Source organism: Sedimentitalea nanhaiensis DSM 24252, from assembly GCF_000473225.1.
GTDB classification, from domain to species: Bacteria; Pseudomonadota; Alphaproteobacteria; order Rhodobacterales; family Rhodobacteraceae; genus Sedimentitalea; species Sedimentitalea nanhaiensis.
Genome location: NZ_KI421509.1, coordinates 4,039,139 through 4,056,235 on the forward strand (window position 1 = coordinate 4,039,139; position 17,097 = coordinate 4,056,235).

Sequence of the window (17,097 nt, forward strand, 5' to 3'; positions counted from 1 at the left end):
TGGGGGGCGATGCCCCCCGCAGTTCAGTTCTGGACCGGGATATCCATGTCCTCGATGGTCAATTCACGCACAAGCACCGGAACGCCGTAATCCTTGCCTTCCTGGATTTCGGTGCGGAAATGATACATGGATTGCAGCGCCTGATGGTCCTTGATCCGGAACTGCATCACGCCCTTGGGGGTCATCCACTCCATGCCCTCCATCGCGGCGAGCAGATCTTCGGTCTCGGTCGACCCTGCCTTGCGGATCGCTTCGACCACGGCCATTCCTGCCGCCATGCCGCCAGCGGTAAAGAAATCGGGTGGGGTACCAAAACGTTCCATGTGCTCTTTGACCAGCCAGTCGTTCACTTCGTTCTGGGGGATCTCATAATAATAGTATGTAGCGCCCTCCATGCCGGGCAGTTCCTTATAGGCCTTCAACGCGGCCAGGATGTTGCCGCCAGTGGCGATCTCAATGCCAAAGCGTGACGGATCCATGGCGTTGATCTTGGACATCGGGTTGCCGCCCCCGGCCCAAATGATGAACAATCGCTTTTCACCCTCAATATCCTTCATTGCATTAAAAATGCGCTCGGCGGCGGCGGTGAAATCGGTGGTGTCGGTCGGCACGTATTCCTCGTGCGCAACGGTGGCGCCGGTGCCTTCCAGAGCCGACCGGAACGCGGCCACCCCGTCTCGGCCAAAGGCATAGTCCTGTGCCAGTGTCGCCACGGTCACGCCCTCGCCGCCCAGAGCGACGGCGTTGGAAATCGCGTCCTGCGAGGAATTGCGCCCGGTGCGAAAGATATAGCGGTTCCAGTTTTCGCCGGTGATTGAATCCGCCACCGCCGGCTCTACGATCAGGATGCGTTCGTATTCCTCGGCCACCGGCAGCATCGCAAGTGCTACGCCGGAACTGACCGGGCCAACGGCGATCTGTGCGTCGTCATCGCCGAACGCCTCTGCCAACGCGGCGCGACCGATGTCGGGTTTCAGTTGCGTGTCCTTTTCGATCACCACAATATCCTGACCCTCGATCTGCATCGTGCCGCCGGTGGCGTATTCCAGCCCCAGCATCAGTCCGGTGTGCGATTGCGCGGCATAGGCCTCGAGAGCACCGGTCTTGCCATAAACATGGGCGATGCGAATCTCGGCCTGCACCGATCCGGCCATCAAAGCGCCCACAGCAGCGGCGGCTGCGATCATTTTTCTCATCTCACGTTTTCTCCCTGTACCGGCACCCATGTTTGCAATCGTACCCAGTAGCGATGACGGCTTCACGACGCACGTTAAGTAGCGGAAAAACCGAGGTCAATGGTGTTGCTCGCCATCCATACAGGCGGCCTGACCCCAATTTGCCTGTCATTCAGCACGCCACAAGAAAGTTCGTGACGTCGCGCCCGGTGGCCTGTACGCAGCGCCTTTTTTGGGCTAACTGCTGCTAGCGAAAACAAATTTCACGCACATGAATGGAACGTTGTCGCATGACCCACCTGATCGCCACCCTGTCACAAGCGGTATGCCTGACCACGTTTTTGGCGACCAGCGCAGCATGGGCCCAGCAACCGCCTCTACCCGAAGTCGATGTAGTGACCCTCGAGGCTCAGGACATCACCCTCAGTTCCAAGCTGCCGGGCCGGATCGTAGCCTCGGGCGTGGCCGAGGTGCGCCCACAGGTGGCTGGCATCATCACCGAACGACTGTTCCGCGAAGGCAGCGCGGTCGAAGTGGGCGATCCGCTGTACCGCATCGATTCGGCCAGCTACGCTGCCCAGGTCGCAGCGGCACAAGCATCGGTGTCGCTGGCTCAGGTCAATCTACGGGCCGCCGAGCGGGACGCGACACGAATCCAGACTCTATTCGAGCGTAAGGTCGCCAGCGATCAGAATGTCGAAGATGCAAATTCCACCCGAGAGTCCATGGCCGCCGCATTGCAGGTGGCCCAGGCACAGTTGCAGGCCGCCGAGATAGATCTGGAACACACGACTATCCGGGCTGAACTTTCCGGACTCGTGGGTCGGTCGCTGACCACGCGCGGGGCGTTGGTCACGTCGGGTCAGGCTGCCCCATTGGCAATAATCCGGACTCTGGATCCGGTCTATGTGGATGTTACCCAATCTGCGGCAGAGCTGATCCGGGCCCGGCGCGGACTGCGCAACGCTGCCCTGGTCGCTGCCGACCAGACAGTTTCCCTGACCTTGGCGGACGGTTTGGCCTATGAGCACACCGGCTTATTGACGGCGGCCGAACCCTATGTAGACGAATTGACCGGCGTGGTCGTTCTGCGTCTGGAATTTCCCAATCCTGACTTGCTGTTACTGCCCGGAATGTATGTACAGGTTGAACTGCCGCAAGGCGTGGCAAAGGGCGTGATCCTGGCCCCCCAGGAAGGTGTCGGCCGAGACAGGCGCGGGCGTCCCATCGCAATGGTAGTGAATGCCGACAATGTGGTCGAGACCCGCGATCTGGTGACACTCGGCGACCACGGCGCATTCTGGATCGTCGAGGACGGGCTGGAGACGGGGGATCGGATCATCGTGGCCGGATTGCAAAAGATCGGGGTCGGGATGACCGTGGCCCCCGTGGAGCGCGCCAATCCGGAACCCAAACCCGAGCCCGCCAACTGACACCCCCGCGCTGCGCGGGATTGATGCCCTGATCCGGAGACGCCACCCATGGCCCAATTTTTCATCGGCAGACCGGTCTTTGCCTGGGTTGTCTCAATCCTGATCATGGGCATCGGCCTGTTGTCGATCAACACCCTGCCGGTGGCCCAATACCCGCAGATCGCACCACCCACCGTCAGCATCAACGCCAGCTATCCCGGTGCCTCGGCGCAAACCATCGCAAACACGGTCACGCAGGTGGTCGAACAGCAAATGACCGGCCTGGACGGGCTGCGTTATATCAACTCGACCTCGTCCTCGACCGGCGGCGCCTCGATCACGCTGACTTTCGAGACCGGCACCGATGTGGATATTGCGCAGGTGCAGGTCCAGAACAAGCTGGCCCAGGCCACACCGCTATTGCCCGAAACAGTACAGCGGCTGGGCGTAAGCGTGCGCAAATCGTCGTCCAGCTTCCTGATGGTGGTGGCGCTGATTTCCACGGACGGCTCGCTGGAACAGGTCGATCTTGCAGACTATATGAACACCAACCTGGTCAATGATTTCAGCCGCATAGAAGGTGTCGGCGGCGTCCGGGTTTTCGGTGCGAAATATGCGATGCGCATCTGGCTGGACCCGTCCAAGCTGGCTGCGTTCGAACTGACGCCGACGGATGTGATCGGTGCCGTGTCCGAACAGAACACCCAGATCACCGCCGGATCCTTTGGCCAGTTGCCCGCACCCGAAGGGCAACAACTGAACGCCACCATCACCGCCCAGTCGTTGCTGTCCACCCCGGAAGACTTCGAACAGATCGTACTGCGGGCCCAGACCGATGGCGGGCTCGTGCTCCTCAAGGATGTGGCGCGGATCGAGATCGGCGCGGAAAACTATGACACCATCGCCCGATTCAATGGCAACCCCTCGGCCGGGATGGCGATTCAGCTGGCATCGGGGGCCAACGCGCTGGACACTGCCGAACGGGTCAAGAGCCAGATGGAGAAATATGCCCAGTTTTTTCCCGAGAACGTGGACTATGTGATTCCGTTCGACACCTCGCCGTTTGTGAAAATCTCGATCGAAGAGGTGCAAAAGACCCTGTTTGAGGCAATCGGCCTCGTGTTTCTGGTGATGCTGCTGTTCCTTCAGAACTTTCGCGCCACGTTGATCCCGACATTGGCAGTGCCGGTGGTGCTGTTGGGCACCTTCGGAATTCTTGCGGTGGCTGGGTTCACCATCAACACCCTGACAATGCTGGCCATGGTGCTGGCCATCGGTCTGCTGGTCGATGACGCCATCGTGGTGGTCGAAAACGTCGAGCGCATCATGGAAGAGGAAGGCCTGGATCCGGTCGCCGCGACCCGCAAATCGATGGGGCAGATCACCGGCGCGCTGATCGGTATTGCGCTGGTCCTATCGGCGGTCTTCGTTCCCATGGCGTTTTTCGGCGGCTCGACCGGCGTGATTTATCAACAGTTCTCGATCACCATCGTTTCGGCGATGGGACTGTCGGTTCTGGTCGCGCTGACCTTGACCCCTGCCCTGTGCGCCACGCTGCTGCGGCCGCGCAAACCGGGCCATGTCAAGCGAGGCCCGGCGGCCTGGTTCAACAGTGCGTTTGGCGGGCTGACACGGGGCTATGTGGGCGCTGTCGGGCACATCCTGCGCCGCCCGCTGCGCATCGGGCTGATCTATGGCGTCTTGATCTGGGCAATGGTCTGGATGTTCAACAACACCCCGACCGGGTTCTTGCCGGACGAAGACCAGGGCATCATGTTCACCCTGATTCAGGCCCCCACCGGTGCCACGGCGGAACGCACGCTTGATGTGGTCAAACAGGTCGAGCATCATTTCCTCGAAGGGGAAAAGGACACGGTGGAGTCGATGTTCGGCGTGGTCGGTTTCAGTTTCGGCGGCCAGGGCCAGAACGTGGGCATGGCCTTTGTCCGCCTGCGCGACTGGTCCGAACGGCCGCGCCCGGACCAAAGCGTCGGTGCCGTGGCCGGACGGGCCTATGCCGCCCTTTCGTCGATCAAGGATGCTTTTGTGTTTCCCATCGTACCGCCTGCGGTAACCGAGTTGGGCAACGTCAGCGGCTTCGACTTTTTTCTGCAGGCGCGCAGCGGGCAAAGCCATGAACAACTGCTTGCGGCGCGCAACACCCTGTTGGGAATGGCGGCGGCAAGTCCGGTGATCGGATCGGCCCGGCCTTCAGGTTTGGAGGATGCGGCCCAGTTCAATCTGGATATCGACTGGCGCGCAGCAGGTGCCATGGGGGTTTCGGCCAGCGACGTAGGGAACCTGTTGACGGTGGCCTGGGCCGGGCGATACGTCAACGATTTTGTCGATCAGGGCCAGATCAAGCGGGTCTACGTTCAGGGCGAATCCGATGCCCGCGCCGGACCCGCAGATATCGAACGCTGGCGCGTGCGCAATGCCACAGGCGGGTTGGTGCCGTTCTCGAACTTCACCTCTGGATCCTGGAGCTTTGGCCCCCAAGGCTTGTCGCGCTATAACGGCGTGCCTGCCATGCAGATCCAGGGATCGCCCGCGCCAGACGTGACCACAGGTGAAGCCATGGCGGAAATCGAACGCCTGGCCGAACAGCTGCCGCCAGGTTTTGCGGTGGCCTGGACCGGCCTGTCGCTCGAAGAACGCGACTCTGGCAACCAGGCGCCGATGCTGTACGCGCTGTCGCTGGCTGCGGTTTTCCTGTGTCTGGCGGCCCTGTATGAAAGCTGGGCGATCCCGTTTGCAGTGATGCTGGCCATGCCCATCGGGGTTTTGGGCGCATTGGCCGGGGCATGGGCAGGCGGGTTCGAGAACGGCGTGTTCTTTCAGGTCGGACTACTGACCGTAATCGGTCTGACCGGCAAAAACGCGATCCTGATCGTCGAATTCGCCCGCGACCGGGTGGCGACAGGCGAACCACCCCTCACGGCGGTCACCGAGGCCGCGCGGCAGCGGTTTCGCCCGATCATCATGACATCTATGGCATTTTCGCTGGGGGTCTTGCCTCTGGTGTTAAGCACCGGTGCCGGGTCCGGCGGACGCACCGCCATCGGTTCGGGCGTGCTGGGTGGGACTATTGCGGCGACTGTTTTGGGGGTTCTGCTGGTGCCGCTGTTTTATATCCTGACAAATCGATTGGTCGGCAGGCGGCGCACCCCGGCGGGCATCGAAACCGGGACGTAACGGCAGCCCGGTCCAAGGGTTTTCGACGCCCCAATGGCTGTGCATAGTGCCTCCTGACGCGGGGAGGATCGCCTGCCGCGTCGCAATCGGAGACACATCATGGTCGGAGCCATAACAGCAGGTCTTTTTCTGGGCGCTCCGGCAATTGTTCTTCTTATGGTCCGCCACATTGCCCTCGCACGCGCGTTGGGGCCGATCGTGCTATGCTATGCACTGGGGTTGCTGATTGGGTTGACGGGTCTGCTCCCCGACAGCGGCACCGCCATACACACCAGCGTCACCGAGGCCAGCCTGGCCCTGGCATTGCCGCTGCTGCTGTTTTCCGTCGATTTCCGCGCCTGGAGACACGTGGCCGGCCGGGCGATGGTGTCTATGCTGTTTGCTGTGATTTCGGTCGTGACACTGGCAACCGCACTGTATTATCTGTTTGCCGCCCGGGGCATCAGCCAGGCCGAACAACTTTCCGGCATGGCGGTGGGCATGTATACCGGCGGCATCGCCAACCTGGGCGCGATCAAGCTGGCGCTGAACATTCCAGACGGGCGCTATCTGTTGTTTGCTACGGTCGACACCGCGATCGGGGCGCTCTACCTGCTGTTCGTTCTGACATTGGCACCACGCCTGTTCGGGCGCTTTCTGCCGCGCTTTCCCGATGCTTTTCGCGGGGACGTCACCACCGAGATGGCCCGGGAACATTATGCCGACCTGCTGTTCCTGCGATCCTTACCGGGTGTTCTGTCCGCGCTCCTGGCGGCGGGGGCTTGCGTTGGGCTGGCAGTCCTGCTTGCATCGATGCTGCACTTTGCAGAACCGCAGATCATGGTGATCGTCCTGCTCACGACTTTTGGACTTCTGGCCTCGTTCATTCCGCCGATCCGGGACAACGTCCATGCGCCCCGGCTCGGCATGTACCTGATCTATGTCTTCTCGATTTGCGTAGCCGCCTCTCTGAATCTGAGCGCGCTGACTGATATGGACCCGATGATATTGGTGTTCATCGTGATTGCCACCTTCGGCAGCCTGGCCCTGCATGCGATCCTGTGCCGGGTGGCGCGGGTGGACGCGGATACGTTTCTGATCACCTCGGTCGCCGCCATCATGTCACCCGCCTTTGTGCCGATGGTCGCGCGCAATCTGCGCAATCCCGCAATCCTGATCTCGGGCATGGCGACCGGCATTCTGGGCTTTGCAATCGGAAATTACCTGGGCATTTCCGTTGCCCTGCTCCTGGCTGCCAAAGGATAGACGAGATGGACAGACCAAGCCTGCCACCACAGGGCCGCCCCGAAGCCGAAGTGCTGGACGATCTGAAACGGTTCGGACAGAACGATCCCGATTACCGCAATCACCGGATCTGGAGCCTGGTTTATCATCTGGATGACGCGCATGACGATTTCACGGCGGCGGCATATCGGCAATATTCGTCGGCCAACGGGCTGAACCCTGCCGCCTTTCAAAGCCTCAAGCGTATGGAAAGCGAAATCGTTGCAATGGTCGCGACCCTGCTGCACGGCGGCCCGGAAACCTGCGGTGTACTGACCGCCGGTGGCACTGAGAGCTGTCTGATGGCGGTCAAGACCTATCGCGACATGGCCCGCAAGCGGCGCGGCGTCCATCGGCCCAATATGGCGATCCCGGCGACGGCGCATGTGGCCTGGTTCAAGGCGGCCGAATATTTTGGGGTCACGCCCCGATTATTGCCAATGACCGCGGATTTGGCCACCGATGTCACCCGGCTGAACCGCAAGATCGATCGCAACACCGTGATGGTGTTGGGGTCTGCGCCGGAATATCCGCACGGCACCATCGACGCGATTGCCGCAATGGGCAAGACTGCCGCCCGCCGTCATGTGCCGCTGCATATCGATGCGTGCGTTGGCGGGATGATTCTGCCGTTTATGGCGATGAACGGGGCCGATTTGCCCGAGTGGGATTTTCGGGTGCCCGGTGTCACCTCGATTTCGACGGATCTGCACAAATACGGCTATACGTCCAAGGGTGCCTCATTGATCCTGTACCGCAATCTGGATCTGCTGAAGTACCAGATGTTCGTCTACCAGGATTGGCCCGGAGGCGTATTCGCGTCGCCCGCGCTGCTAGGCACGCGCCCGGGAGGGGCCTATGCCTCGGCCTGGGCCGTGATGCAGAAACTCGGCATCCAAGGCTATCGCGATTTAGCCGCCCAGACCACTGAAGCCGTCGAAATATTAAAAGCCGGGATTGCGAACATAGACGGGCTGCGCATTCTCGGGCACCCTCAGGGGCCGCTGCTGTCCTTTGGATCGACTGAAAGCGCGGTCAGTATCTTTGCGGTCGCCGACCAGTTGGAAACCAAGGGCTGGAGCGTCAACCGGGTGCAGAACCCCGACGGCATCCACGCCATGGTCACGGCACGGCACCGCGAGGTGACGGAACACTACCTGTCGGACCTGGCCCAGGCCGTTGCAACCGTGCGCGCTGACCCGAAACTGGCCCGCATCGGAGGGGCCGCGACCTATGGCATGATGGCTCATGTTCCGCTGCGCGGCATGGTCCGCGCCAAAGTGCTGGATGTGTTCGCCGAGATGTACCGCGCCGGCGGTGGCAAGCTGCGGTTGGACAACAGACCCCGCCCCCCTGTGCCCGAACGGCTGATGGCGCGCTATGCGCAATGGAAGGCCCGCAGAAGTTGACCTCCCGCACAGCAAACCTGCCGCTCCAAGAGTCAAGGTTGACGCATTCTGATCGTCCGTCGCCTCATTGCGGTACTGAACGACAGGCTGGCAGCGCTGAAACATTCCCATCCGGTTGACGGACCGAAGTGCCTTGCGGCAACGACGGGCTGAAACAATCAGATATTCTTGCCGGTTTTCTGGACCCGAACTGTCCGAACCGGCAAGTCTATCGTTGCCACCGCATAGCTGCCGTTCGGGGCAAAATGGACAGGGCCGCACTGCAATACAGATTGCCGCGATGTCATCCCAGAAATCCGGTCATGTTTTTCCGTCTCCACGTCGGTCGCCCGCCGACCTTGGCGCGCTTGGCCGCTGGGCTCCGTTGTCTTCAGCATGCCTAGCCGAATGCCAGGCTGGATCAACACGATCAGGTCGTCCGAAGTGAGCGCGGTCTGGCGTGATCCCGATTTCAATCCGGCCCTCAAGGCGTTCTATTGTGCTCGTGCCATCAAAATCCCTCGTTGGACATGCTAGGCGTTTGATCCCACGATTTGATAGTGCGATCCTTTGCAGGACTGGAAGGACGCGCTATGGGGCAAGTTCGTCACGGGAGCGCCACGTACGGTTACCCGGCAGGGTATTGCCAGGCAATCGCCTGCCGGACAACGGAACCGAACAATTCAGGACGCGACAGTTAAACGCTTCCAGTACGAGAGCCATGATCGGCTGCGCGCGCCGCCTGAAGACCCCCAGCGGCCTCACGCCCTGTGAATACATCTGCAAGATCCGGACATCAGAGCCGGGTCGATCCATCTGGGACCCGATCCACAAGATGCCGGGACTGAACACCTAGAGTCAGGATCCATAACCAATAGGTGACAATAGCTGAGAGGCAGATCTTGTGGCATCGGTCATAGCGGATTGCCTCGCGTTTCCAATCCTTGAGCCTAGTTTACCTCATGGCCCGGCAGTCCGATATGCTGAGCGGAAATCGCATCCTGGTTTGCACGTCTGTAGTTGACGAATGAATTGGCGCTCAGGACCACAAAGAAACTGTCCATATCAATCAATACATAGCCCCTTTCGAACAGGACACGCGAAAGCAGCCGAATATCTTTGCCATAGATCCTCCGTCTGCCCAGCAGCTCAGAGAGTAGTTTGCGCGGTATTCTGTAGCGACCGGAGGATTTGCCACCAAAACCTGTATCGTACATCGCCGCAAGTGCGTTGGCCGCTGTGTCAATGTTCTCTCTATCCATACGGACAGACTAATATAAATAGAAATTTTGTCTATAGACAAAATTTTGTCACATACATACTACGGGAACGAGCAGGAGAGTTTAGGTTGGAAAATTTACAGACAGTCGCAAAGCCCGAAGATGGCATCGATATTACGGGCCAGCTTCAAGTCGCCGTCGAGGCGAAGGACGTTGAAACGATTTCAATAATGTTGGACGGTTTGCCGCTCAGCGATGCACTGCGCGAACTGCTCAACCTGTCTGTTGCGGATCGCGATGCGGTTCTGTCCATGATTCCGCCGACGCTTGCCGCACAGCTGATCGAAGAAGCGCCGCAATCGACAGCCACCGAGCTTGTCGAACGGCTGTCTACAATGCGGGCCGCCGAAATCATCGAAGAGATGGATTCCGACATTCAGGCCGACATGATCGGCGATCTTGACCACAAGGATGCCGAGGCGATCCTGGCCGCAATGGATGCGGATGACGCGGCTGATGTGCGCCGCCTTTCGGAATACGAAGATGGCACAGCGGGCGGGCTGATGGCGGCCGAGACGTTTTCGTTTCCGGAAACCGCAACGGTCGGTGCCGTTCTGCGCGGTCTGGCCAGTGAAGACGACGATTTTGAACGTTACCGTGGCCAGCATCCCTATATTATCGACGCTGACGGCAAACCGGTTGGTGTGGTTTCATTGCGCGGCCTGCTGACGTCCAAACGAAGCGCGCCTCTGACATCGATTATGGTCGAGCCGCTGGTGGTTCGAGCCGACGCCCCGCTGGACGAGCTTCAGGATCTTTTTGACAAATTTCCGTTCCTTGGCTTGCCAGTGGTCGAGGCAGACGGGCGTCTTGTCGGCGCGCTGTCGCGATCTGCGGTGGATACTGCCGCGCTGGAACGCGCTCAGGTCGAAGGGCTGCGCCTGCAAGGTATCGTCGGGGACGAGCTGCGGTCGATGCCATTGGGCATCCGGTCGCGCCGCCGCCTGGCCTGGCTGTCCGCCAATATCGTACTGAATATCATCGCGGCCAGCGTCATTTCGGCTTACGAGGACACGCTGACAGCCGTCATTGCCATCGCGGTGTTCCTGCCGATGGTGTCGGATATGAGCGGCTGTTCCGGCAATCAGGCCGTCGGCGTGACAATGCGGGAACTTTCCCTTGGGTTGGTACGCCCACGCGACGCGTTCCGGGTCTGGATGAAAGAGGCGTCGGTCGGGGTGGTCAACGGAATTGCCCTTGGGATCCTGATCGGTATCGTTGCATGGATCTGGAAGGGCAATCCCTGGCTGGGCATGGTTATCGGTCTGGCGCTGGCGCTCAATACCGTTCTTGCGGTGTCTATCGGCGGCGTCGTTCCACTGGCACTGAAACGCATCGGGCAGGATCCGGCGGTTGCGAGCGGCCCACTGCTGACCACCATCACCGATATGGCGGGCTTTTTCCTGGTGCTGAGCCTGGCCAGCATGATGATGCCGCTGTTGGTCGGATAATGAAGGAAAAAACGGTGACATCTGTACCGAAACCGCGCGAGCACCGCCTACCAGACGTGATAGGCTGGCGGGAGCTTGTCGGCTTGCCCGATCTGGGATTGCCTCTGCTTCATGCCAAAATCGATACCGGAGCACGAACCGCAGCACTGCACGCGCACAAGATCCACACCCTTACCGAAGGTGGGATACGGCTGGTCGAATTCCTGCCCCCGCGCATAGCCAAAGGCAAGATCACGCCGTGCCGCTTTCCGGTTCACGATGAACGCGAGATCAAGAACACCAGTGGCGTGCCCGAAAGTAGGATCGTTATCCGCACCACGCTGATGATCGCCGGGCGGCACTGGAAGATTGACCTCTCGTTGACCGACAGGACGAAGATGACCTTCCCGATCATTATCGGTCGTGCCGCGATCAGGCGACACAATCTGCTGGTAGACAGCGGACGCTCCTACATCGCGGGCGCCCCCGAAAAGAGACAAACACACAAGAAACCCACCCGAAAGGACGCGATATGAAGATAGTTATGCTCTCACGGAGCCCGAACCTCTATTCACATCAACGCCTCAAAGAAGCCGCCGAAGAACGGGGCCACGAGTTGGACATCATCAACACGCTGCGCTGCTATATGAACATCGCGTCGCGCCGACCCGAAATCTATTACAACGGTGAAAAGCTGCCCCGATATGACGCGGTCATTCCGCGTATCGGTGCCTCGATCACCTTTTATGGCATGGCCGTGCTGCGCCAGTTCGAGATGATGGGTGTCTATCCGTTGAACGAAAGCGTTGCCATCGGACGCAGCCGCGACAAGCTGCGTTCGATGCAACTGTTAGCGCGCGACGGGATCGGGTTGCCGGTCACCACCTTTGCCCATGATCCGAAACAGACCGAAGAGGTGCTGAAGCTGGCCGGCGGTGCACCGCTGGTGATCAAGCTGCTGGAAGGGACGCAGGGCATCGGTGTGGTTCTGGCCGACACCGAACGGTCGGCGAAATCGGTAGTCGAAGCGTTCCGCGGTGCGGGTGTCAACATCCTCGTGCAGGAGTTCATCAAAGAAGCCGGTGGGACGGATATCCGCGCTCTGGTCGTCGGCGGCAGGGTGATCGCGGCGATGCAACGGACCGGTGCCGAGGGCGAATTCCGCTCGAACCTGCATCGCGGCGGCAGTGCCAAGACCATCAAGATAAGTCCCGAGGAACGGTCCACCGCCATCAGAGCGGCCAAGACAATGGGCCTGAACGTCTGCGGTGTCGATATGCTGCGCGCCAATCATGGGCCGGTGGTTATGGAGGTCAACTCGTCCCCCGGGCTGGAAGGCGTCGAGAAAGCGACCGGGATCGACATCGCGGGCAAGATCATCGACCATATCGCAAAGCACGCCAAAACAGGAGCGACCAAGACAAAGGGCAAAGGCTGATGATGCCGCAGTCCGCGTTTGAAATCGGCGGGACCGTGATTGCTGCGGGGGATCGCAGGACCGTCAATTTGCCGGTCAGCGTCCTGTCGGACCATACCCCGGTGACCATGTCGGCGCATATCGTGCATGGTCGGCGCAAAGGGCCAACCATGTTCGTCAGTTCCGGCGTCCATGGCGACGAGGTGATCGGGGTCGAAATCGTGCGCCGTCTGTTGCGCATGCCAAACCTCAAGAGCCTGCGTGGATCTTTGATAGTCGTGCCGATTGTCAACGCATTTGGTTTCATAAACCATTCGCGCTATCTGCCCGACCGCCGCGATCTGAACCGCTGTTTTCCCGGCAGTACCAGCGGATCGCTTGCCGCGCGGCTGGCGCACCTGTTTCTGAGCGAAGTCGTGATGCGCTGCGATCTTGGCATCGATCTGCACTCGGCCGCCGTGCACCGAACCAACCTGCCACAGATCCGGGTGTCGCCAGGGAACCCCGAAACGCTGGAACTGGCCAGGGTGTTCGGTGCCCCCGTGATCCTGACGTCTCCGATCCGTGAAGGCTCGCTGCGCGGCGCAGCCAGGGATCGCGGTGTCGAAGTACTGCTCTATGAGGCCGGCGAAGGTTTGCGGTTCGATGAGATGGCGGTGCGCGCCGGGGTTGCGGGCATCCTGCGCGTCATGCGCCACAACGGGATGCTACCGGCGAAAGGGATCGCCAAGGCCAAGGCCGCTTCGGTGCTCTGTGCCTCAAGCAAGTGGCTGCGCAGCCCGGTCGGCGGACTGATCCGGATCTATAAACGCCGAGGCGACGTTGTGGAAACCGGCGAAACGCTGGCCTCGATTTCAGACCCTTTTGGAGAAGCGGAGGCGACGATTGCCGCCCCGTTTGGCGGTATCATCATCGGGCGATCGGTGTTGCCCGTCGTCAACGAAGGCGATGCAGTGTTTCACCTCGCTGCGCTCAAGTCGAACGATTACGCCGAGGCCGCAATCGGCGATTTGGCAACGCAACTAGAAGAGGATCCGTTGTTTGACGAAGACGAGATCATCTGACGTTTCCAGCATGGCCAAGCCTCTGATTTCAAAGACCCAGGGGGACGACGCCCGACAGATAATCATGGAAAAAAGCCCGCAGCCTGTCATTGGAACGATAGCCAGAGGTGGTCGCGGAAATCAGGACCAGCGTTTGAGGTGCATCGCATGACGAAAGCGACGATCCAGAATGGCAAAGAGAAAGAACCGTTCACCCGATTTCAAGACCGGGGTTGCGCTGGAAGCGATCCGCGAAGAGAGGACGCTTGCGGAGCTGTCCACTAAGTAGGGCGTGCATCCGAAGATGATCAGCACACGGAAGCGCAGCGCGATTGCAAACATGGCATCGGGGTTTGAGCACGGCAAATCCGAAGACACGCGCCAGTCTGAGGCCGAGACAGAAAAGCTTCGCTCCAAAATCGGTCGGCTGGTGGTGGACCGGGGTTTTTTGGCCGCTGCCTCGCACCGGTTGCTTGGGGCGCGAGGCAGAAATGGTGAGCGCGGATCACAAGCTGAGCCAGCGTCGCCAGTGCGCTTTGCTGCGTCTGACGCGATCATCGTTGTATTGTCAGCCTGTTGGCGAGAGCGCCGAGAACCTGAAGTTCGTGGCAATCACCGATAAACAATTCCTGGAAACACCTTGGTATGGATCGCGGCAAATGGCGCGATTAATGAAGCGGCAGGGCCACCAGTGCGGTCGTCATCGAAGCCGAAACACGCCAGCCGGCAATCTTGCGGGCCAAGACGTCGATCGCCAAATACGCGGATGCTTTCTTCAGAATCTCATTGGCCGTCCGTAATTCGCGAACTTCCGGCTCCGACGCCTTGGCCCTGCCCTTCTCTGCGCGGGTCAGTCCAGCTCGTTGACCCGTGTCGCGTTCGGCTTGCTGGCACCAGGCACGCAGGCTGTCCGGCGAACAACCCAGCTTCAGCGCTATTGCACGGAACGCTGTTGTATCGCTGGTGCAGTCGGCGCGGGTCTCTCGAAACAGCAGAATTCCGCCTTCGCGAAGTTCAGCCGGATAAGCGGAGGCGAAGCGTCTCTTCGACATCGGGCTCAGCCTGTGAGTGTTGTGCTCTCCGGCAAACCCGGGGCGGTTCACTATGAGGGAAGCGGCATGGCCTTCTCGCCACCCGAAAAGAAAACCTGCGCGCGACCATCGAACGGAACCGTGAAACCGCGACCTGAACCCTTTGCGCGTCCCATCGAAGACTGAACACTGAAACATGACAAAGCGTCGATTCTATGATAGGTTGAACAACGACACTTAGAGACTGAAGCGGAGCCATCATGCGCCATTCGCGGGTCAAGTCAGTTATTGCTAGTTTAATCCTCCTGGTTTCTGCGGCGCCAGTCGCCTCGGACTACGGTCCCATGACGCTCTTCCAGTTGCTGATGGCCAATGACGTCGCAGTGCGCGGCGATGTCACAAACCTAGAGGATGCGCGCTACGAGATTGAATTGGCTTACAACTTTCGTCAATCAGAGGTGCCTAAATCGCTCGGCGTCATCCGTTTCGACAGCTATCCACCGGAAACACGCACTGGTGATTTTGACGTGGGACAATTCATCGTTCTTTTTGCCGTAGCAGAAGGCGAAGGACTGGTCCGCCCACTCGGTAGAGCGGGCGAAGGCGAGATACGGCGCGATGCAGACTATGTCTATGTGCAGGCATTGTCCCGCCCCCCCACAACCCTGACCCGCACACGGAGCGAGGACGGAACGTACGCGGCCTATCGCATCGACGCACGCCTCTTCGACCAGGCTGTAGAAGGGTTCTACGGCTGCTACCGGCCGACAGGGCCAGGCAGGATCGAACGCATCTGTTCCAGCGACGCGCAGGAAAGCTATCGGGGCGGGTCCTGGTTGGCGGGGCATCTTTCCAAAATCGCCGAGCGCATGATCGGCGGGGAGGATTGAACAAGATTTGAATCTGAGAGGATTGAACAATGACCTTTGCAAGATTTATTCACCTGTGTTCAGGATTTATGTTTGCAATTCTGTTTTTAATCAATGGCTTGGAAGTTCGAGCCGCCAATGTGGATTGTCAGGCCGACAGAGGCGGTGATGGGCTGGTTCTCTATCTTTACTACCCAACCTCGTCGGACAACAACTTTCCGTCTCCGATGTTTGGCGAGACCACATCGCCGCTGGAACCTTTCGACGCCAGCGACCTGGATTCCACACTGGGCACCACCGCACAATACCGCAACGCAATTACCGAACGGGTCAAGACCGACTACTGCGAATTCGATGTGCGTGTGGTGCAGACCACCAGCGCCAATGGCACGACCAACCCCGTACCAACCGATGACAGCTACTTTGTCGTGGGCATTGGCAGCGATCCCAAAGGCGGGCTGTTCGGCGTGTGCTGCAACAGTAACATGGCACGGGTGTTCGCCGGTTCCTTCGCGGCCGGTGCGGTTGTCGGCGGAAATTTCGATGGTCTCCTGACACCCGGCGACGGCACGCTCGACCGCTGGGCCAACGCGATTGCCGGCACAACCTCGCACGAACCCGGACACAGCTCGACCCTGGGCAATCCGGGGCACAGTTCCGCCGACCCGCGACCGGGTGAGGATGCGCGGGAAAACCATGTCATGGACTCTCCTCCTGCGGCCGACAGGGTCGAGGACCGGCATTTCAGCGATACGAGCTACGAAGCCCTGGCTGGCGCTCTCGGTCTGTATGAACAAACGTTGAGCAATTGGGATTTCATCAATCCCAACAGTTCCACGGCGAACGGGCTGCGCATTACTGTGCTCGTCGATCAGGATGCGGACACGCCACAAGTCGGGTCCGTCTACGACGGTGGGCTAAGCCCCTGGGGAGATGCCGACATCGCTGCGGGGGGAACCGCGAACTTCCAGGGCGAAACCTATGATCGGTACAACATCACGTTCTCGGATCCGCAAGGCTGGAACAATGGCGATTCCGGCGAAATCCCGGCAGGCGAAGAGTTGTTGATTGTCGCTGAGAACTGACCCGGCATTGTCACCGAGACTTGACCCACCCAGCTGTTATGTTCTTTGCGTCATGATGGCGTCAATGCTGCTGTCTCCTTTCGTTTCTTTTTCGCTGTCTCCGAGCTGGCCTTGAACCGATAGCTGTCATTGCCGGTCTCCAGGATGTGGCAGCGGTGGGTAAGGCGGTCGAGTAGCGCGGTGGTCATTTTCGCATCGCCGAACACGCTGGCCCATTCGCTGAAGCTCAAGTTCGTGGTGATGACGACGCTGGTGCGCTCGTAGAGTTTACTGAGAAGGTGGAACAACAACGCGCCTCCCGAAGCGCTGAACGGCAGATATCCCAACTCATCCAGGATCACCAAGTCGGTTTTCACCAGCGCCTCAGCGATCTTCCCCGCCTTGTTTTGGGCCTTTTCCTGCTCCAGCGCATTGACCAACTCAACCGTCGAGAAGAAGCGGACGCGTTTACGGTGATGTTCGATCGCTTGGATGCCAAGAGCGGTGGCGACATGCGATTTCCCAGTTCC

The 17,097-nt window shown here is 59.8% G+C and carries 15 protein-coding genes and 1 pseudogene; 12 read left to right on the top strand and 4 right to left on the bottom strand.

Features of this window, described 5'->3' with window-relative positions; all coding sequences use genetic code 11:
* Positions 1–23: 23 nt before the first annotated feature.
* Positions 24–1,196, bottom strand: a complete 1,173-nt coding sequence (locus NANH_RS0121995) for a substrate-binding domain-containing protein (RefSeq protein WP_027263987.1) — start codon at positions 1,194–1,196, stop codon at positions 24–26.
* A gap of 269 nt (positions 1,197–1,465) precedes the next feature.
* On the opposite strand from NANH_RS0121995, the gene NANH_RS0122000 reads away from it, so the two are divergent.
* From NANH_RS0122000 to NANH_RS29905, 6 genes and pseudogenes are all read left to right on the top strand, one after another.
* Positions 1,466–2,608 (top strand): efflux RND transporter periplasmic adaptor subunit, encoded by a 1,143-nt coding sequence (locus NANH_RS0122000; protein ID WP_027263988.1) that lies wholly within the window; start codon positions 1,466–1,468, stop codon positions 2,606–2,608.
* Between the two features lie 48 nt (positions 2,609–2,656).
* Complete coding sequence (locus tag NANH_RS0122005; RefSeq protein ID WP_027263989.1) at positions 2,657–5,782, top strand: efflux RND transporter permease subunit; 3,126 nt, start codon at positions 2,657–2,659, stop codon at positions 5,780–5,782.
* Positions 5,783–5,881: 99 nt separating this feature from the next.
* On the top strand, positions 5,882–7,027 hold the full coding sequence (locus NANH_RS0122010; RefSeq protein WP_081710509.1) for a DUF819 family protein: 1,146 nt from the start codon (positions 5,882–5,884) through the stop codon (positions 7,025–7,027).
* Positions 7,028–7,032: 5 nt separating this feature from the next.
* Positions 7,033–8,454 carry a pyridoxal phosphate-dependent decarboxylase family protein gene (locus NANH_RS26885; protein ID WP_051372547.1) on the top strand — a complete coding sequence of 474 codons (1,422 nt, stop codon included), beginning with the start codon at positions 7,033–7,035 and terminating at the stop codon, positions 8,452–8,454.
* A gap of 387 nt (positions 8,455–8,841) precedes the next feature.
* Positions 8,842–8,970, top strand: a complete 129-nt coding sequence (locus tag NANH_RS28720) for a DUF3604 domain-containing protein (protein ID WP_245601495.1) — start codon at positions 8,842–8,844, stop codon at positions 8,968–8,970.
* 135 nt (positions 8,971–9,105) lie between these two features.
* Positions 9,106–9,289, top strand: a pseudogene (locus NANH_RS29905) (IS481 family transposase); the annotation flags it as partial.
* A 94-nt stretch (positions 9,290–9,383) separates the two neighbouring features.
* On the opposite strand, the gene NANH_RS26890 reads toward NANH_RS29905, so the two are convergent.
* A complete protein-coding gene (locus NANH_RS26890) occupies positions 9,384–9,695 on the bottom strand; it encodes a hypothetical protein (protein WP_051372548.1) in 312 nt (103 codons plus the stop codon).
* A gap of 86 nt (positions 9,696–9,781) precedes the next feature.
* On the opposite strand from NANH_RS26890, the gene NANH_RS0122030 reads away from it, so the two are divergent.
* The 4 genes from NANH_RS0122030 to NANH_RS0122045 are packed head-to-tail and all read left to right on the top strand — an operon-like array spanning position 9,782 to position 13,624.
* Positions 9,782–11,164: a magnesium transporter gene (locus NANH_RS0122030; RefSeq protein WP_027263992.1), complete on the top strand. Its 1,383-nt coding sequence runs from the start codon at positions 9,782–9,784 to the stop codon at positions 11,162–11,164.
* Positions 11,164–11,679, top strand: a complete 516-nt coding sequence (locus NANH_RS0122035) for an ATP-dependent zinc protease family protein (protein ID WP_036050225.1) — start codon at positions 11,164–11,166, stop codon at positions 11,677–11,679. Before NANH_RS0122030 ends, NANH_RS0122035 begins: the two co-directional genes overlap by 1 nt.
* Positions 11,676–12,581, top strand: a complete 906-nt coding sequence (gene rimK / locus NANH_RS0122040) for a 30S ribosomal protein S6--L-glutamate ligase (protein WP_027263994.1) — start codon at positions 11,676–11,678, stop codon at positions 12,579–12,581. Before NANH_RS0122035 ends, rimK begins: the two co-directional genes overlap by 4 nt.
* Positions 12,581–13,624, top strand: coding sequence for a succinylglutamate desuccinylase/aspartoacylase family protein (locus NANH_RS0122045; protein ID WP_027263995.1), 1,044 nt, complete (start codon positions 12,581–12,583; stop codon positions 13,622–13,624). Before rimK ends, NANH_RS0122045 begins: the two co-directional genes overlap by 1 nt.
* 647 nt (positions 13,625–14,271) lie before the next feature.
* Here NANH_RS0122045 and NANH_RS29865 read toward each other — a convergent pair.
* A complete protein-coding gene (locus NANH_RS29865; protein WP_081710510.1) occupies positions 14,272–14,655 on the bottom strand; it encodes a hypothetical protein in 384 nt (127 codons plus the stop codon).
* A gap of 323 nt (positions 14,656–14,978) precedes the next feature.
* Here NANH_RS29865 and NANH_RS0122060 point away from each other — a divergent pair, with 323 nt between their 5' ends.
* The gene (locus tag NANH_RS0122060; RefSeq protein WP_027263997.1) at positions 14,979–15,524 is read left to right on the top strand and encodes a hypothetical protein; all 546 of its coding nucleotides are present in this window, start codon (positions 14,979–14,981) and stop codon (positions 15,522–15,524) included.
* A gap of 29 nt (positions 15,525–15,553) precedes the next feature.
* Complete coding sequence (locus tag NANH_RS0122065; protein ID WP_139236405.1) at positions 15,554–16,588, top strand: hypothetical protein; 1,035 nt, start codon at positions 15,554–15,556, stop codon at positions 16,586–16,588.
* A gap of 50 nt (positions 16,589–16,638) precedes the next feature.
* Here NANH_RS0122065 and NANH_RS0122070 read toward each other — a convergent pair.
* On the bottom strand, positions 16,639–17,097 hold a 459-nt coding region (locus NANH_RS0122070; RefSeq protein ID WP_027263999.1), incomplete at its 5' end, for an ATP-binding protein.

What these genes read in the sequence shown, in the direction of transcription:
- NANH_RS0121995 (WP_027263987.1), bottom strand. Translation starts at nt 1,196, where the DNA reads ATGAGAAAAATGATCGCAGCCGCCGCTGCTGTGGGCGCTTTGATGGCC.
- NANH_RS0122000 (WP_027263988.1), top strand. Translation starts at nt 1,466, where the DNA reads ATGACCCACCTGATCGCCACCCTGTCACAAGCGGTATGCCTGACCACG.
- NANH_RS0122005 (WP_027263989.1), top strand. Translation starts at nt 2,657, where the DNA reads ATGGCCCAATTTTTCATCGGCAGACCGGTCTTTGCCTGGGTTGTCTCA.
- NANH_RS0122010 (WP_081710509.1), top strand. Translation starts at nt 5,882, where the DNA reads ATGGTCGGAGCCATAACAGCAGGTCTTTTTCTGGGCGCTCCGGCAATT.
- NANH_RS26885 (WP_051372547.1), top strand. Translation starts at nt 7,033, where the DNA reads ATGGACAGACCAAGCCTGCCACCACAGGGCCGCCCCGAAGCCGAAGTG.
- NANH_RS28720 (WP_245601495.1), top strand. Translation starts at nt 8,842, where the DNA reads ATGCCAGGCTGGATCAACACGATCAGGTCGTCCGAAGTGAGCGCGGTC.
- NANH_RS26890 (WP_051372548.1), bottom strand. Translation starts at nt 9,695, where the DNA reads ATGGATAGAGAGAACATTGACACAGCGGCCAACGCACTTGCGGCGATG.
- NANH_RS0122035 (WP_036050225.1), top strand. Translation starts at nt 11,164, where the DNA reads ATGAAGGAAAAAACGGTGACATCTGTACCGAAACCGCGCGAGCACCGC.
- rimK (WP_027263994.1), top strand. Translation starts at nt 11,676, where the DNA reads ATGAAGATAGTTATGCTCTCACGGAGCCCGAACCTCTATTCACATCAA.
- NANH_RS0122045 (WP_027263995.1), top strand. Translation starts at nt 12,581, where the DNA reads ATGATGCCGCAGTCCGCGTTTGAAATCGGCGGGACCGTGATTGCTGCG.
- NANH_RS29865 (WP_081710510.1), bottom strand. Translation starts at nt 14,655, where the DNA reads ATGTCGAAGAGACGCTTCGCCTCCGCTTATCCGGCTGAACTTCGCGAA.
- NANH_RS0122060 (WP_027263997.1), top strand. Translation starts at nt 14,979, where the DNA reads ATGACGCTCTTCCAGTTGCTGATGGCCAATGACGTCGCAGTGCGCGGC.
- NANH_RS0122065 (WP_139236405.1), top strand. Translation starts at nt 15,554, where the DNA reads ATGACCTTTGCAAGATTTATTCACCTGTGTTCAGGATTTATGTTTGCA.